Source organism: Klebsiella michiganensis, from assembly GCF_015139575.1.
Lineage (GTDB): Bacteria > Pseudomonadota > Gammaproteobacteria > Enterobacterales > Enterobacteriaceae > Klebsiella > Klebsiella michiganensis.
Map to the genome: position 1 here is coordinate 1136287 of NZ_AP022547.1, position 15029 is coordinate 1151315.

The following is a 15029-nucleotide window of genomic DNA, read 5'->3' on the forward strand; positions in this document are numbered from 1 at the left end:
CTGAGCGGAAAATAGCCACATTCATCCAGCCTGTTCAAATTAATTGCCTATATTTCATAGGCTTATTTAATCGATTTTGTTGTTAATAACTATAACTAAAACAGGTTAGTCCATTTGGTTATTTGTTATTTCCATCCTTTATTTAGTTGTTACTATTTGCACCGTTAACCTACTCACTCGTCATACTTCGAGCCGCATGTGCGTTGGCAATAACTCGGCCCAGCCTTGGGCTTTGCCCTGATGGGCGCTGTGTCGCTGCCTGCAACTCGAATTATTTAGAGTAAATACATTATCTTCTGTTTATCACGCTGACAGGGCGTGAATCACAGCTTTGCTTACTGGAACATAACAACGCATGACGACACAGGCCCCACCTTCCAATTTGCTACCGCTGAGTCCGGAGCAAATGGCGCGCCTTCAGGCGGCCACGACTGACTTCACGCCCACCCAGCTGGCCTGGGTTTCCGGCTATTTTTGGGGGGTGCTGAACCAGCAGCCCGGCGCGGCGGTTGTTGCACCAGCCCAGGCGGCTGAAGTACCCTCCATTACCCTGATTTCGGCATCGCAAACCGGCAACGCCCGCCGCGTCGCTGAAGCGCTGCGCGACGATCTGCAGGCCGCGCAGCTGAACGTGAAGCTGGTCAACGCAGGCGACTATAAATTCAAACAAATTGCCTCCGAAAAGCTGCTGGTCGTGGTGACGTCAACGCAGGGTGAAGGTGAGCCGCCGGAAGAAGCCGTCGCGCTGCATAAATTCCTGTTTTCGAAGAAAGCGCCGAAGCTGACCGATACCGCATTTGCCGTGTTTGGCCTCGGCGATACCTCCTATGAATTCTTCTGCCAGTCCGGCAAAGATTTTGATAATAAGCTGGCCGAACTGGGCGGTGAACGCCTGCTCGACCGGGTTGATGCTGATGTAGAGTATCAGGCCGCCGCCGCCGAATGGCGCGCTCGGGTGGTTGAGGCGCTGAAAGCGCGCGCCCCTGCCGCCGTCCCGTCTCAGCTGATTGCCAGCGGATCGGTGAACGAGATCCACACCAGCCCCTATACCAAAGAAGCGCCGCTGACCGCGACGCTGGCGGTGAATCAAAAAATTACCGGTCGCGATTCTGAAAAAGATGTGCGCCATATTGAAATCGACCTCGGCGACTCCGGCCTGCGCTATCAACCGGGCGATGCGCTGGGCGTCTGGTACCAGAACGATCCGGCTCTGGTGAAAGAGCTGGTAGAGCTGCTGTGGCTGACGGGCGAGGAGCCGGTCACGGTTGACGGCAAAACGCTGCCGCTCGCCGAAGCGCTGGAGTGGCACTTCGAGCTGACGGTCAACACCGGTAACATCGTGGAAAATTATGCCACCTTAACCCGCAGCGAATCCCTGCTGCCGCTGGTGGGCGATAAGGCACAGCTCCAGCATTACGCCGCGACCACGCCGATTGTCGATATGGTGCGTTTCTCCCCGGCGCAGCTGGATGCACAGGCGCTGGTCGACCTGCTGCGCCCGCTGACCCCGCGACTGTACTCGATCGCTTCTTCGCAGGCGGAAGTGGAAAGCGAAGTCCACGTCACCGTTGGCGTGGTGCGATATGACATTGAAGGCCGCGCCCGGGCCGGCGGCGCTTCCAGCTTCCTGGCTGACCGCGTCGAAGAAGATGGCGAAGTGCGCATCTTCATCGAGCATAACGATAACTTCCGTCTGCCCGCTAACCCGCAGACGCCGGTGATCATGATTGGCCCCGGCACCGGCATCGCGCCGTTCCGCGCCTTTATGCAGCAGCGCGCGGCGGAAGGCGCGGAAGGGAAGAATTGGCTGTTCTTCGGCAACCCGCATTTTACCGAAGATTTCCTTTATCAGGTGGAGTGGCAAAGCTACGTCAAAGAAGGCGTGCTGAGCCGCATCGACCTGGCCTGGTCCCGCGATCAACAACAAAAAGTCTACGTTCAGGACAAGCTGCGCGAGCAGGGGGCCGAACTGTGGCGCTGGATTAACGACGGCGCCCATATTTATGTCTGCGGCGATGCCAATCGTATGGCAAAAGACGTTGAGCAGACGTTGCTGGAAGTGATTGCCGAATACGGCGCGATGGACGCCGAAGCGGCGGACGAATTTTTAAGTGAGCTGCGCGTTGAGCGCCGTTATCAGCGAGATGTCTACTAATGAGCGAAAAACATCCAGGCCCGCTGGTGGTCGAAGGTAAACTGACTGACGCCGAGCGCATGAAGCTCGAAAGCAACTACCTGCGCGGCACCATTGCGGAAGATTTGAACGACGGCCTGACCGGCGGTTTTAAAGGCGATAACTTTCTGCTGATCCGTTTTCACGGTATGTACCAGCAGGATGACCGCGATATCCGCGCCGAGCGCGCGGCGCAGAAGCTGGAGCCGCGTCACGCGATGCTGCTGCGCTGCCGCCTGCCGGGCGGGGTGATCACCACCAAACAGTGGCAGGCGATCGATAAATTCGCCGCCGATAACACCATCTACGGCAGTATCCGTCTGACCAACCGTCAGACCTTCCAGTTCCACGGCATTCTGAAGAAGAACGTCAAGCCGGTGCACCAGATGCTGCATTCGGTCGGGCTGGACGCGTTGGCCACCGCCAACGATATGAACCGTAACGTGCTGTGTACCTCTAACCCGTACGAGTCCCAGCTGCATACTGAAGCCTACGAATGGGCGAAGAAGATCTCCGAGCACCTGCTGCCGCGCACGCGCGCCTACGCCGAGATCTGGCTGGATCAGAAGAAAGTCGCCACCACCGATGAAGAGCCGATCCTCGGTCAGACCTATCTGCCGCGTAAGTTCAAAACGACCGTAGTGATCCCGCCGCAGAACGATATCGATCTGCACGCGAACGATATGAACTTCGTGGCCATCGCTGAAAACGGCAAGCTGGTCGGCTTCAACCTGCTGGTCGGCGGCGGTTTATCGATTGAGCACGGCAATAAGAAAACCTACGCCCGTACGGCGAGCGAGTTTGGCTATCTGCCGCTGGAGCACACTCTGGCGGTGGCGGAAGCGGTGGTCACGACCCAGCGCGACTGGGGTAACCGTACCGATCGTAAAAATGCGAAAACCAAATACACCCTCGAACGCGTTGGCGTTGAGACCTTTAAGGCGGAAGTGGAACGTCGGGCGGGCATCAAGTTTGAGCCGATCCGTCCGTACGAATTCACCGGCCGCGGCGATCGTATCGGCTGGGTGAAGGGTATCGACAATAACTGGCATCTGACGCTGTTTATTGAAAATGGTCGTATCCTTGATTATCCGGGTCGTCCGCTGAAAACCGGCCTGCTGAAGATTGCGAAGATCCACAAAGGCGAATTCCGCATTACGGCGAACCAGAACCTGATTATTGCCAGCGTACCGGAAGATCAGAAGGCGAAGATCGAGAAGCTGGCCCGCGATCACGGCCTGATGAACGCCGTCACGCCGCAGCGCGAAAACTCTATGGCCTGCGTGTCGTTCCCGACCTGCCCGCTGGCGATGGCGGAAGCCGAGCGTTTCCTCCCGTCGTTTATCGATAAAGTCGAGGCGGTGATGAGCAAACATGGCGTTGGCGACGAGCATATCGTTACCCGCGTTACCGGCTGCCCGAACGGCTGCGGCCGCGCGATGCTGGCGGAAGTGGGGCTGGTCGGTAAAGCGCCGGGCCGCTATAACCTGCACCTTGGCGGCAACCGCAGCGGGACGCGTATTCCGCGTATGTATCGGGAAAATATTACCGAGTCGGAAATTCTCGATTCGATCGACGAACTGGTAGGGCGCTGGGCGAAAGAGCGTGAAGCGGGTGAAGGCTTCGGCGACTTTACGGTGCGTGCGGGCATCATTCGCCCGGTGCTCGACCCAGCCCGTGATTTCTGGGAATAATATCCAGGTGCCCGGTGGCGAGCAGCGATCCGGGCCTGTGGGTTTTGTAGGCCGGGCAAATGCAGTACCGCCCGGCGAAACAGGCAAGCGAGGTTCTTATGTCCGTACTCGATCTAAACGCGCTGAACGCATTACCGAAGGTCGATCGTGTTTTGCAGCTGGCGGAAACCAATAGCCAGCTGGAAAAGCTGAGCGCGGAAGCGCGCGTCGCGTGGGCGCTGGAAAACCTGCCGGGCGAATATGTGCTCTCTTCGAGCTTTGGTATTCAGGCGGCGGTGAGCCTGCATCTGGTCAATCAGGTGCGCCCGGATATTCCGGTCATTCTGACCGATACCGGCTATCTGTTCCCGGAAACCTACCAGTTTATCGACGAGTTAACGGACAAACTCAATCTGAACCTGAAGATCTATCGGGCGAAGGAGAGCGCCGCCTGGCAGGAGGCGCGCTACGGTAAGCTGTGGGAGCAGGGCGTTGAGGGTATTGAAAAGTACAATGATATTAACAAGGTCGAGCCGATGAACCGGGCGCTGGAAGAGCTGAATGCGCAAACCTGGTTTGCGGGCCTGCGCCGCGAGCAGTCCGGCAGCCGCGCCCACCTGCCGGTGCTGGCGATCCAGCGCGGCGTGTTTAAGGTGCTGCCGATCATCGACTGGGATAATCGTACCGTCTATCAGTATCTGCAAAAGCACGGCCTGAAGTATCACCCGCTGTGGGAGCAGGGCTATTTGTCTGTGGGGGATACCCACACCACCCGGAAATGGGAGCCGGGGATGGCGGAGGAAGAAACGCGCTTCTTTGGTCTGAAAAGAGAGTGCGGGCTGCACGAAGGCTAATGTAGCCCTGTGGGATTTCCACAACATCCGGCTAAAACAGCAGAACCCTTTTTTGACCTGGTAAGCCATATTTGCGACGATTTTACAGTAAAAAGGGTATCTGCTATCTAATTCTTCCGGCTTCAGCACACTGTTGTCATGGTGAAGCCTGGCGCTATGGTTATCTACCAGAATATAACCGCTGACTTGTCGCCGGGCCTCGTCCTTGTCTGCGTGGAAGGCTGAAAGATGGGCTGCCGGGATTTGCCTCGATTTTCAGCCTCCCGGCGTCATGGATTTTTCTGCAACTACAAATCTGCTTTGACAAAATCTCCATCGATCATGAACTATTATTCCTGGTCTTTTAAACTATACCCATTAAGAATATAAGTGATTTATGTTTCATTACGATATAATCTCATAATTATCCGTTGTGATTGAGGTTCTCATTTGTACCTTGCTTGACACAGGCCACAAATTGTATTTATATTTTTGAGTCAGGGCGAATGCAGAAAGAATATATTTCGGATTTTCTCTCATCATTCGAATACCACAATATTTTCTGAACGCCTCGATTTCCCCATTTTTACTGGCTGTTGCTGGGGAGTTTTTTCTTAAATAAAGCGCAAGGTAGCGTCATGTCATTAGAAAAGGAAATAGTACCTAAAGGTGATTATCATTCTTCCCTGGAAGTTATAGTCGAAAATAGTTACGCCACAAGTGCCGGTAAGCTCGTTGTCTACCTCGAAGGCGGTCATTTCAATCGGCAATTTGGCGCAGACGAGTTTGCGCTTAACACGCTATCTGATGCCGTTGCTTTCGGAAAAAAACTTATCAGTAAATATCAAAAAAATATCAAACTCGTTTACGGTATTCTGGTAGACGATCTCGGGATTGCCTGTTCTGAAGATAGCTGTACTCTCCCTCAACTCGAAAAGATATCAGAACCGCAAACGGCTGGAGAACTTCCTGAGGAAATTGAATTTTTTATCCAAAAAAATACTCTCATCAAACGCGATAAATTAATGGTTTTTTCCGAGCGAACCAGTAAAAATCGGTCCATCGAAAGTATAAAAAAGAAACTCAAGGACAATACGGAAGGATTATTGATTACTGAAAATGGATCTCATACTGAAATAAAGTTATCAGTCCCTGATGTCATTCCTTTTGTCTTAGCAAGAAAAAATGGTGACGTTTTTACTGCTAAATGTCCAGCTATCATTTTCCAACACTATAAAGATATACTTTTCAAACTGAAACAGCGATTTACAGAAGCCCGTGACTTTGTGATCATCGACTGGTCTGATTTTTCAGATCACAATAAGGTGGTACAAGGCCGCACCGCATTAACTGTTATGCAAAAACCGCAAAATCATAATCTCACCATCGCTAATATATTTTTTGGCGATGATGAAGGCCACATCGCTAAAATGGAATACAGTGCCGTATCGTCTATAAAAGCAGACCCTATGGTTGTCTAACAGGAAGTGGATATAAACATGATTTATCTGGATAATAACGCAACAACCAACATGGCTCCTGAAGTCCGCGCTACTGTTATACACTGCTTTGACGAATACTTCGCCAATGCATCTTCTGTCAGTCATTATGAAGGGATCAGAGCGCAAAATTATTTAGAAGAGTGCAGGGCCATTGTGGCACAAATGATTGGGGCTAATGCGGAATTTATCACTTTCAATTCTGGTGCTTCTGAAGCAAATAACACGGTTATTCGAGCGGTGTCTGATTACTTCTTACACACCGGCAAGGTTCATATCATTACCAGTTCGATCGAGCACGAATGCCTGCTAAAAGTTTGTGAGTATGTCAGGCGACACGGTGTCGACATTACTTTTCTGCCTGTCGATCGTCTGGGACGCGTCTCCATTGAGGCTCTAAAAGAGGCTATCCGTCCAGAAACTCGACTAATTTCTGTCATGGCAGCGAATAATGAAACTGGTGTTCTACAGCCTCTGGATCAAATTGGAATTATAGCGCGCCAGCACGGTATATTATTCCATAGCGATGCCGCCCAGCTCGTGGGGAAACTCCCCTTCTCGGTGACACAGTCCAGCCCTGATTTTGTCAGTTTTTCAGCTCATAAATTCTATGGCCCCAAAGGCGTCGGCGCACTCTACAGCTCACGGCCTGACATCCTCCGGCACTCGCCACTCATTCATGGAGGAGGTCAGGAGTCAGGCATCCGTAGCGGCACAGTGAATCTTCCGGCTATTGCTGGAATGGCAAAGGCTGCTGAGCTGTTTATCTCCTCATATCCGCAGCGCATTGCGTTTCAAAAAGAGATGAAGAGTTATTTTATCGATCTCCTCGAATCAATAATGCCGGACGTTGTGATAAATGGCTGTAGGACGCAAAGCCTGCCTAATACCGTGAACTTCTCTTTGCCTGGCATTAAGTCCAGTATGCTTCTGAAAAAACTCAAAATGAAAGTTGCGCTCAGTAGTGCCTCAGCCTGTCATTCAACGGAACAAAAACCCAGCCATGTTTTAAGCGCTATGGGGCTGAATGATGCCTTGCTTCAAGGGGCAATTCGCATGAGCTTTAGCCATATGACGGAGCGTGAAGAACTTAAAACAGCAGTGGAGTTGCTTGCCGGTACAGCACAGCGCCTGGGGGGGATTAAATGAAGCCCAGAGTGCCAAAACGCTGGGTTGCCGAGCTATTGCTGGCCGTTGTCGCGGCGGGTTGGGGGATTGGTTTTCCGGTTATGAAAATGGTGGTCAATACCTATCCGGTAATGATGGTGTTAGGGCTACGCTTTCTGCTTTCGGCCTTCTTTTTGCTGCCGTTCAGCTTGAGAGGATTGGGAACATTATCGCGACAAACATTTCTGTCTGGTCTACTACTGGGTCTGCTATTGGGAACTTCATTTGTGTTCCTTATTTATGGTCTTCAGTTAACAACGGCCTCAAATACCGGTTTTCTTGCGGGGCTCAGTGTCATTTGGGTGTTATTGCTCACGGGACCATTGATGGGGAAACGCCCCTCTTTTGACGCGATATTAGCGACATTGTTTGGTCTTGCGGGTTTATATCTGATGGCCGATATCCAGGGATGGCAGCTCCATCTGGGAGATGGGTTGGTCGTTATTGGATCGTTGTTCACCGCCATACATATTATTGCGCTCGATCGTTTCTGCGCGCGTCATAATAATATGACACTAACGTTTTTACAGATCTCTACGATGGCCGTAATCTTTCTGGGACTACAGCACATCAGCGGAGGTGAGATTCTCCCTCGTAACTGGAGTAGCAAGCTTGTCATCGCGTTAGGGATAACGGCAGTCTTTTCTACTGTCATTGCTTTTTGGGTTCAGGCGCATTTCCAGCGGTATTCAACGCCAACGCGAGCCGTTCTGATTTACAATCTGGAGCCGGTGTTTTCCGCACTATTCGCACTCTGGTTATTGCATGAAACGTTTTCCGCCAATGTTATTTTCGGGGGAGGATTGATTCTGATAGGGATGTGCCTTCCGGGTATTCTGAAGATATTTTCGAAGCGCTCTAACGTAAATCCAACGGATCGGTTACGCGGATTGTAGCGGTGTGTTCAGACGGTGCTTGCGCCGTCCAGGCAACAGGACGGTGCTTGCGCCGTCCAGGCAACAGGACGGTGCCCAGCCAACGGTACAGGAAAACCCCTTTTCCCCGCAGGTTGGCCAGCAAGCTGAATGACTTCTGGCAGTGGAGACGGTGAGAGACATACCGCCTGCTGATTGAGCGAGGATTGTTAAAAAAGCACTCCCGGAGAAGTGCTAGCGGTATTAAAAAATGAAAACGCATCATGGCGACAGTCCTTGTTGCCGGATTTTTATCGTTAGTCTATTTTGAGGCGGGTCTCTTCTCCGCCTTCGCCAGCTCTTTCACCAGCGGCAGCATCACTTTCATCACATCGCGTCCGCGATGCTCAATACGCCCCGGCAGCGCTTTATCAATATACTGTAGGTTATCCAGCTGTACGTCATGCCAGCTCGTGCCCTGCGGGAAGCTGCGTGATTTGCTCCGCTGCTGATAACCGTCTTTCTTACCTAATGACCAGTTGGTCGCTTCCACCGACAGTACCGGGATCCCGGCGCTATCAAAAACGCTGGCGTCGTTGCAGCAGCCGGTGCCTTTCGGGAAGTCCCGGTTCATCCCAGGATTGGTGAAGGCCGCGATGCCGTGGCTACGGGCGATAGCCAGCGCCCGGTCGCGGGTGAGCTTGCGCACCGATGCTGGCGTGCTGCGGCCGCTATTAAAGTACAGCTTATCGCCCACGACCAGGTTATCGAGATTAATCACCAGCAGGGTGTTTTTCTTTTCCGCGTCGCTCATGCGCTTAAGCAGATTCTGCGCACCCAGCCGGCCTTCTTCTTCACCGCTGGTGGCGACGAAGCGAATACCGTAACGGGTAGGAACGTTCTTTAACTGTTCAGCAAGTTCCAGCATGACGCCGAGACCCATCGCGTTGTCGTCTATCCCCTGCAGGGTCAGGCCGCCGAGGTTGTTTTCAACATCTTTATCGCTCTGCGGCGCGTAGGTATCCAGGTGCGCCATGATAATAATCTGCTGGCGAGATTGGCCTTCATGAGCGGCGATCACCGTACTGCCGGTGGCGTTATGCCAGTTTTTACGCTGATTGCTATCGGTATAGACGTAACGGGTATTGAAGCTGCGCACATCGCTCTGGTAGCCCATCTGGGCGAACTGCTGGCGGAGATAATCGGCCGACAGCATCTCGGCCGGCGTGCCGGTCATTCTTCCGGGATAAAAGGTGGCGATATGACGAGCCTGGGCATTGGCAGTTTCGCCCGGGGCGCTGAATGCCGGGGCGGCGGAGAAGACAAAACCTGCGCCCAACGCCAGGGGGAGCAGGCGACGGCACAATGCGGAAAACATAGGGGGTCCTTTAGCACTTAAAACAATTTCACCCGCGTAGTATGAAACTGTGACCGGGGTTAAACAATTTCAATCGCTCTTAAATGGTGGAAAAACCGCGTGTTAAGCACTTTTTGATATTTGCTTTCCCAGGTCGTTATTCTTTTGAGTAACAACTCATTCCATTTCGTAATTTCATTTGCTCTAAACCGCACCCTATAGTCGCTCTATTGCTGATTGTAAGAGAGTTGTTGCGCAGTGGAATACTTGCCGATATTTGCCGAAGTGAAAGACAGACCCGTGCTGGTGATCGGCGGCGGCGAGATAGCCGCGCGTAAGATTACGTTTTTGCTGCGTGCTGAAGCGAAGGTGCAAATTGTCGCCGAAACGTTGATACCGGAACTTGCCGAAAAGGTCGAGCGCGAGGAAATTCAGTGGCGGGCAACCGTATTCGAAGAGCAGCAGCTTGACGACGTATTCCTGGTGATTGCCGCCACGGAAGATGACGAGCTGAACCAACGCGTTTATGTCGCGGCTAACGCGCGCTATCGGCTGGTCAACGTCGTGGATAATCAGGCGCTGTGCTCGTTTGTCTTTCCATCCATTGTCGATCGCTCTCCGCTGCTGGTGGCTATCTCTTCCAGCGGAAAAGCGCCGGTGCTGTCGCGGATTTTGCGCGAAAAAATCGAAGCGCTGCTGCCCACCAACCTGGGGCGGCTGGCTGAAACGGCGAGCTACTGGCGTCACCATATTAAAACCCATCTGAAAACCACCGCCGAACGCCGCCGCTTTTGGGAGCGCGTGTTTACCGGTCGCTTTGCCAGCCTGATGCTGGCGGGCAATAAAGATGAAGCGGAAAAAGCGCTGGAAGATGAACTTCTTCAGCCGGAAAAACGCCCTGGTGAAATTATTCTCGTCGGGGCAGGGCCAGGCGATGCCGGACTGCTGACCCTGCGCGGCCTGCAGGCCCTTCAGCAGGCGGATGTGGTGTTTTACGACAACCTGGTCACCCCGGAAGTACGTGAACTGGTGCGCCGGGACGCGGAGACAATCTGCGTCGGCAAAAGCGCCGCCGGCGTATCTGTACCGCAGCAGGAGATCAACCGCCTGCTGCTGGAAGCGGCGAAAACGGGCAAAACGGTGATTCGCCTGAAGGGCGGCGACCCGTTTATTTTTGGCCGCGGCGGTGAAGAGCTGCAGGCCGCAGCCGCAGCGGGCATTCCGTTTCAGGTCGTCCCGGGCGTCACGGCGGCGGCGGGCGTAACGGCTTATGCCGGTATTCCGCTGACGCATCGTGATTATGCCCAGAGCGTAACCTTTATTACCGGGCACTTTGGCGCTGAAAATTCGCCGCTCGACTGGGCGCGGCTGGCGCAAAGCGGCCAGACCCTGGCCATTTATATGGGTAGCCTGAAAGCGGCGGAAATCAGCGCTCAGCTGATCGCCAACGGCCGCGGAGGCGATACCCCGGTGGCGGTAATCTCGCGCGGCACCCGCGCCGATCAGCAAACGAAGACCGGCACATTACAACAGCTTGAAAACCTGGCGAAAGACGCCCCGATGCCCGCGCTGCTGGTGGTGGGTGAAGTGGTGCAATTACATCAACAGCTCGCCTGGTTTCAACACACCTCATCCTCAGACGCCTTTAAGGCTTCTGTAGTAAATCTGGCTTAAGGAACGGTTATGGACCAAAAACGACTTACTCACCTGCGGCAACTGGAGGCGGAAAGCATCCATATCATTCGTGAGGTGGCCGCCGAATTCTCTAACCCGGTGATGATGTACTCCATCGGCAAAGACTCCAGCGTGATGCTGCATCTGGCGCGTAAAGCGTTTTATCCAGGCACCCTGCCGTTCCCGCTGCTGCACGTCGATACCGGCTGGAAATTCCGCGAAATGTACGAGTTCCGTGATCGTACCGCTAAAGCCTACGGCTGTGAGCTGCTGGTGCACAAAAACCCGGAAGGGGTGGCGATGGGGATTAACCCGTTCGTTCACGGCAGCGCCAAGCATACCGATATCATGAAAACCGAAGGCCTCAAGCAGGCGCTGAACAAATACGGCTTCGATGCCGCGTTCGGCGGCGCCCGTCGCGATGAAGAGAAATCCCGCGCTAAAGAGCGTATTTACTCCTTCCGCGACCGCTTCCACCGCTGGGATCCGAAAAACCAGCGCCCGGAGCTGTGGCACAACTATAACGGCCAGATTAACAAGGGCGAAAGTATCCGCGTGTTCCCGCTCTCCAACTGGACCGAGCTGGACATCTGGCAGTACATCTATCTGGAAAATATTGAAATTGTTCCGCTGTACCTGGCGGCGGAGCGTCCGGTGCTGGAGCGCGACGGGATGCTGATGATGATCGATGACGATCGCATCAATTTACAGCCCGGCGAGATGATCAAAAAACAGATGGTACGCTTCCGCACCCTCGGCTGCTGGCCGCTGACCGGCGCGGTGGAGTCCAATGCGCAAACGCTGCCGGAGATCATCGAAGAGATGCTGGTCTCGACCACCAGCGAACGACAGGGGCGCGTGATTGACCGCGACCAGGCAGGCTCCATGGAGCTGAAGAAACGTCAGGGTTATTTCTAAGGAGCCGCCATGAATACGACTATTGCACAACAAATTGCCAATGAAGGCGGCGTTGAAGCCTACCTGCATGCCCAGCAGCACAAAAGCCTGCTGCGCTTTTTGACCTGCGGCAGCGTCGACGACGGCAAAAGTACGCTGATTGGCCGCCTGCTGCACGATACCCGTCAGATTTACGAAGATCAGCTCTCTTCGCTGCATAACGACAGCAAACGTCACGGTACCCAGGGCGAAAAACTCGATCTGGCGCTGCTGGTGGACGGTCTGCAGGCCGAGCGTGAGCAGGGCATTACCATTGACGTCGCCTATCGTTACTTCTCAACCGAGAAGCGCAAATTTATTATCGCCGACACCCCGGGACACGAACAGTATACCCGCAACATGGCGACCGGCGCGTCAACCTGCGACCTGGCGATCCTGCTGATCGACGCCCGCAAAGGCGTGCTCGATCAGACCCGCCGCCACAGTTTTATCTCCACGCTGCTGGGGATCAAACACCTGGTGGTGGCGGTGAACAAAATGGACCTCGTCGATTTTAGCGAAGAGACCTTTAACACCATCCGTGAAGCGTATCTGACCTTTGCTGAACAGCTGCCAGGCGATCTCGACATTCGCTTTGTCCCGCTTTCCGCGCTTGAAGGGGACAACGTCGCCAGCCAGAGCGATAAAATGCCGTGGTACAGCGGCCCGACGCTGCTGGAAGTGCTGGAAACCGTTGAGATTCAGCGCGTGGTGGAAAGCCAGCCGCTGCGCTTCCCGGTGCAGTACGTCAACCGCCCGAACCTCGACTTCCGCGGGTTCTCCGGTACGGTTGCCGCCGGCAGCGTGAGCGTAGGACAGCGCCTGAAAGTGCTGCCGTCGGGGGTGGAATCCACCGTGGCGCGCATTGTCACCTTTGACGGCGATCTGCCGGAAGCGGCGGCCGGGGAAGCGATCACTCTCGTGCTGAAGGATGAAATTGATATCAGCCGCGGTGACCTGCTGGTGGACGCGACTGTCTCTCTGCCTGCGGTACAAAGCGCCAGCGTTGATGTGGTATGGATGGCGGAGCAGGCGCTAACGCCTGGCCAGAGCTATGACATTAAAATCGCCGGTAAGAAAACCCGCGCCCGCGTGGATGGCGTACGCTACCAGGTTGATATTAACAACCTGACCCAGCGCGAAGTGGAATCGCTGCCGCTCAACGGCATTGGGCTGGTGGATCTGACTTTCGACGAGCCGCTGGTGCTGGATAAATACCAGGATAACCCGGTCACCGGGGGCCTGATTTTTATCGATCGTTTGACCAACGTGACCGTTGGCGCAGGGATGGTACGCGAACCGAACGAGCAGGCTCAGGCAGGCGCTTCGCAATACAGCGCGTTTGAGCTTGAGCTGAACCAGCTTATTCGCAAGCACTTCCCGCACTGGGACGCCCGCGACCTGCTGGGAGGCAAGTAATGGCCCGACATGACGAAAACGTCGTCTGGCACGCACATCCTGTCACGCAGGCGCAGCGCGAGCAGCATCATGGCCATCGCGGCGTGGTGCTGTGGTTCACCGGGCTTTCGGGCTCGGGGAAATCCACCGTTGCCGGCGCGCTGGAAGAGGCGCTGCATCGGCTCGGCGTGAGCACCTATTTGCTGGATGGCGATAACGTGCGTCACGGCCTGTGCAGCGATCTTGGCTTCAGCGACGACGACCGCAAAGAAAACATTCGCCGGGTGGGTGAAGTGGCGAAGCTGATGGTGGATGCCGGGCTGGTAGTATTGACTGCGTTTATATCACCGCATCGCGCAGAGCGGCAGATGGTGCGCGAACGTTTGGGCGAAGGGCGCTTTATTGAAGTCTTTGTCGATACGCCGCTGGCGATCTGCGAAGCGCGGGATCCGAAAGGGCTGTACAAGAAGGCACGGGCCGGGGAGCTGCGCAACTTTACCGGAATTGATTCAGTGTATGAATCCCCGGAGAGCGCCGAAATTCACCTCGACGGTGAACAATTGGTAACAAATTTGGTGCACCAATTATTAGACCTGCTACGACAGAGCGATATTATCAGATCCTGAAACGGCAGCGGCATCATCACAGGATGCCGATCGCCAGGTCAACAGGATTCGATATGCGCAATACCCAGAACATCAGTATTATTCGTTCAGAACCGCCGCCGGCAGTCAGCGACGAGACCACCTGGTCTCTGTCGGGCGCTGCCGTTGGCTTTATTTCATGGCTGCTGGCGCTGGGTATTCCCTTCCTGATCTATGGCAGTAACACGCTATTTGTCCTCCTCTACACCTGGCCGTTCTTCCTGGCATTAATGCCGGTTGCCGTCGTGGTTGGCATCGCGCTGCATTCGCTGATGGATGGCAAACTTCAGTACAGCGTCTGCGCGACGATTTTAACCGTCGGACTGATGTTCGGTCTGCTGTTCCTCTGGCTACTGGGGTAGTCCTTTCTACGAATGAATCTAGCCTGGGTATCAACGGTAAAAATGTGGTACAGTCCCCGCGTTACGCGGCGTCGTCCGCGCGCCAGAGTAGAGAACTCGGGCGAGTTATGGGATGATGATGCCGTTTTTCAGGGGGCAGGATGGGTAAACTAACGCTGCTGTTATTGGCTTTGCTGGTCTGGCTGCAGTACTCGCTATGGTTCGGCAAAAATGGTCTGCACGACTATAGCCGGGTTAACGACGATGTCTCCGCGCAGCAGGCAACGAACGCTAAATTAAAAGCACGCAACGATCAGCTGTTCGCCGAAATTGACGACCTCAACGGCGGTCAGGAAGCTATCGAAGAGCGCGCGCGCAATGAACTCAGTATGACCCGCCCGGGCGAAACGTTTTATCGTCTGGTGCCGGATGCGTCAAAACGCAACCAGGCCGCGGGGCAACAGCAGAATAATCGATAAA

13 protein-coding genes are annotated in these 15029 nt (G+C 54.3%); 12 read left to right on the forward strand and 1 reads right to left on the reverse strand.

The annotated features are described in order from the left end of the window. The first annotated feature begins 355 nt into the window (after nt 1-355). From cysJ to JLG71_RS05495, 6 genes are all read left to right on the forward strand, one after another. Complete coding sequence (gene cysJ / locus JLG71_RS05465) at nt 356-2155, forward strand: NADPH-dependent assimilatory sulfite reductase flavoprotein subunit (protein WP_025106432.1); 1800 nt, start codon at nt 356-358, stop codon at nt 2153-2155. Further along, entirely contained in the window at nt 2155-3867 is a 1713-nt protein-coding gene (gene cysI / locus JLG71_RS05470; protein WP_004853633.1) for an assimilatory sulfite reductase (NADPH) hemoprotein subunit, read from the forward strand. The genes cysJ and cysI overlap by 1 nt, the downstream gene beginning before the upstream one ends. Before the next feature lie 98 nt (nt 3868-3965). Then, on the forward strand, nt 3966-4700 hold the full coding sequence (cysH, locus tag JLG71_RS05475) for a phosphoadenosine phosphosulfate reductase (RefSeq protein WP_049083762.1): 735 nt from the start codon (nt 3966-3968) through the stop codon (nt 4698-4700). A gap of 617 nt (nt 4701-5317) precedes the next feature. After that, nucleotides 5318-6160, forward strand: coding sequence for a hypothetical protein (locus JLG71_RS28345; protein WP_224260159.1), 843 nt, complete (start codon nt 5318-5320; stop codon nt 6158-6160). Nucleotides 6161-6178: 18 nt separating this feature from the next. Beyond that, nucleotides 6179-7327, forward strand: a complete 1149-nt coding sequence (locus tag JLG71_RS05490; RefSeq protein WP_049083763.1) for a cysteine desulfurase family protein — start codon at nt 6179-6181, stop codon at nt 7325-7327. Beyond that, a complete protein-coding gene (locus JLG71_RS05495; RefSeq protein ID WP_048260287.1) occupies nt 7324-8241 on the forward strand; it encodes a DMT family transporter in 918 nt (305 codons plus the stop codon). The genes JLG71_RS05490 and JLG71_RS05495 overlap by 4 nt, the downstream gene beginning before the upstream one ends. 280 nt (nt 8242-8521) lie before the next feature. Here JLG71_RS05495 and JLG71_RS05500 read toward each other — a convergent pair whose 3' ends face one another. Next, a complete protein-coding gene (locus JLG71_RS05500; RefSeq protein ID WP_025106436.1) occupies nt 8522-9577 on the reverse strand; it encodes an aminopeptidase in 1056 nt (351 codons plus the stop codon). Nucleotides 9578-9823: 246 nt separating this feature from the next. On the opposite strand from JLG71_RS05500, the gene cysG reads away from it, so the two are divergent. The 6 genes from cysG to ftsB all read left to right on the forward strand — a co-directional run bounded on the left by cysG (nt 9824) and on the right by ftsB (nt 15028). After that, complete coding sequence (gene cysG / locus JLG71_RS05505) at nt 9824-11230, forward strand: siroheme synthase CysG (RefSeq protein ID WP_163520894.1); 1407 nt, start codon at nt 9824-9826, stop codon at nt 11228-11230. A gap of 9 nt (nt 11231-11239) precedes the next feature. Continuing rightward, on the forward strand, nt 11240-12148 hold the full coding sequence (gene cysD, locus JLG71_RS05510; protein ID WP_004104981.1) for a sulfate adenylyltransferase subunit CysD: 909 nt from the start codon (nt 11240-11242) through the stop codon (nt 12146-12148). 9 nt (nt 12149-12157) lie between these two features. Further along, nucleotides 12158-13585 carry a sulfate adenylyltransferase subunit CysN gene (gene cysN, locus JLG71_RS05515; protein ID WP_014226587.1) on the forward strand — a complete coding sequence of 476 codons (1428 nt, stop codon included), beginning with the start codon at nt 12158-12160 and terminating at the stop codon, nt 13583-13585. Next, a complete protein-coding gene (gene cysC, locus JLG71_RS05520; protein ID WP_025106438.1) occupies nt 13585-14190 on the forward strand; it encodes an adenylyl-sulfate kinase in 606 nt (201 codons plus the stop codon). The genes cysN and cysC overlap by 1 nt, the downstream gene beginning before the upstream one ends. Nucleotides 14191-14243: 53 nt before the next feature. Then, nucleotides 14244-14570, forward strand: a complete 327-nt coding sequence (locus tag JLG71_RS05525; RefSeq protein WP_004124286.1) for a DUF3561 family protein — start codon at nt 14244-14246, stop codon at nt 14568-14570. 140 nt (nt 14571-14710) lie between these two features. After that, a complete protein-coding gene (ftsB, locus tag JLG71_RS05530) occupies nt 14711-15028 on the forward strand; it encodes a cell division protein FtsB (RefSeq protein ID WP_004104977.1) in 318 nt (105 codons plus the stop codon). The last annotated feature ends 1 nt before the right edge of the window (nt 15029 follow it).

What these genes read in the sequence shown, in the direction of transcription:
- cysH (WP_049083762.1), top strand. Translation starts at nt 3,966, where the DNA reads ATGTCCGTACTCGATCTAAACGCGCTGAACGCATTACCGAAGGTCGAT.
- JLG71_RS05495 (WP_048260287.1), top strand. Translation starts at nt 7,324, where the DNA reads ATGAAGCCCAGAGTGCCAAAACGCTGGGTTGCCGAGCTATTGCTGGCC.
- JLG71_RS05525 (WP_004124286.1), top strand. Translation starts at nt 14,244, where the DNA reads ATGCGCAATACCCAGAACATCAGTATTATTCGTTCAGAACCGCCGCCG.
- ftsB (WP_004104977.1), top strand. Translation starts at nt 14,711, where the DNA reads ATGGGTAAACTAACGCTGCTGTTATTGGCTTTGCTGGTCTGGCTGCAG.
- cysC (WP_025106438.1), top strand. Translation starts at nt 13,585, where the DNA reads ATGGCCCGACATGACGAAAACGTCGTCTGGCACGCACATCCTGTCACG.
- cysI (WP_004853633.1), top strand. Translation starts at nt 2,155, where the DNA reads ATGAGCGAAAAACATCCAGGCCCGCTGGTGGTCGAAGGTAAACTGACT.
- JLG71_RS05490 (WP_049083763.1), top strand. Translation starts at nt 6,179, where the DNA reads ATGATTTATCTGGATAATAACGCAACAACCAACATGGCTCCTGAAGTC.
- cysD (WP_004104981.1), top strand. Translation starts at nt 11,240, where the DNA reads ATGGACCAAAAACGACTTACTCACCTGCGGCAACTGGAGGCGGAAAGC.
- JLG71_RS05500 (WP_025106436.1), bottom strand. Translation starts at nt 9,577, where the DNA reads ATGTTTTCCGCATTGTGCCGTCGCCTGCTCCCCCTGGCGTTGGGCGCA.
- cysJ (WP_025106432.1), top strand. Translation starts at nt 356, where the DNA reads ATGACGACACAGGCCCCACCTTCCAATTTGCTACCGCTGAGTCCGGAG.
- cysN (WP_014226587.1), top strand. Translation starts at nt 12,158, where the DNA reads ATGAATACGACTATTGCACAACAAATTGCCAATGAAGGCGGCGTTGAA.
- JLG71_RS28345 (WP_224260159.1), top strand. Translation starts at nt 5,318, where the DNA reads ATGTCATTAGAAAAGGAAATAGTACCTAAAGGTGATTATCATTCTTCC.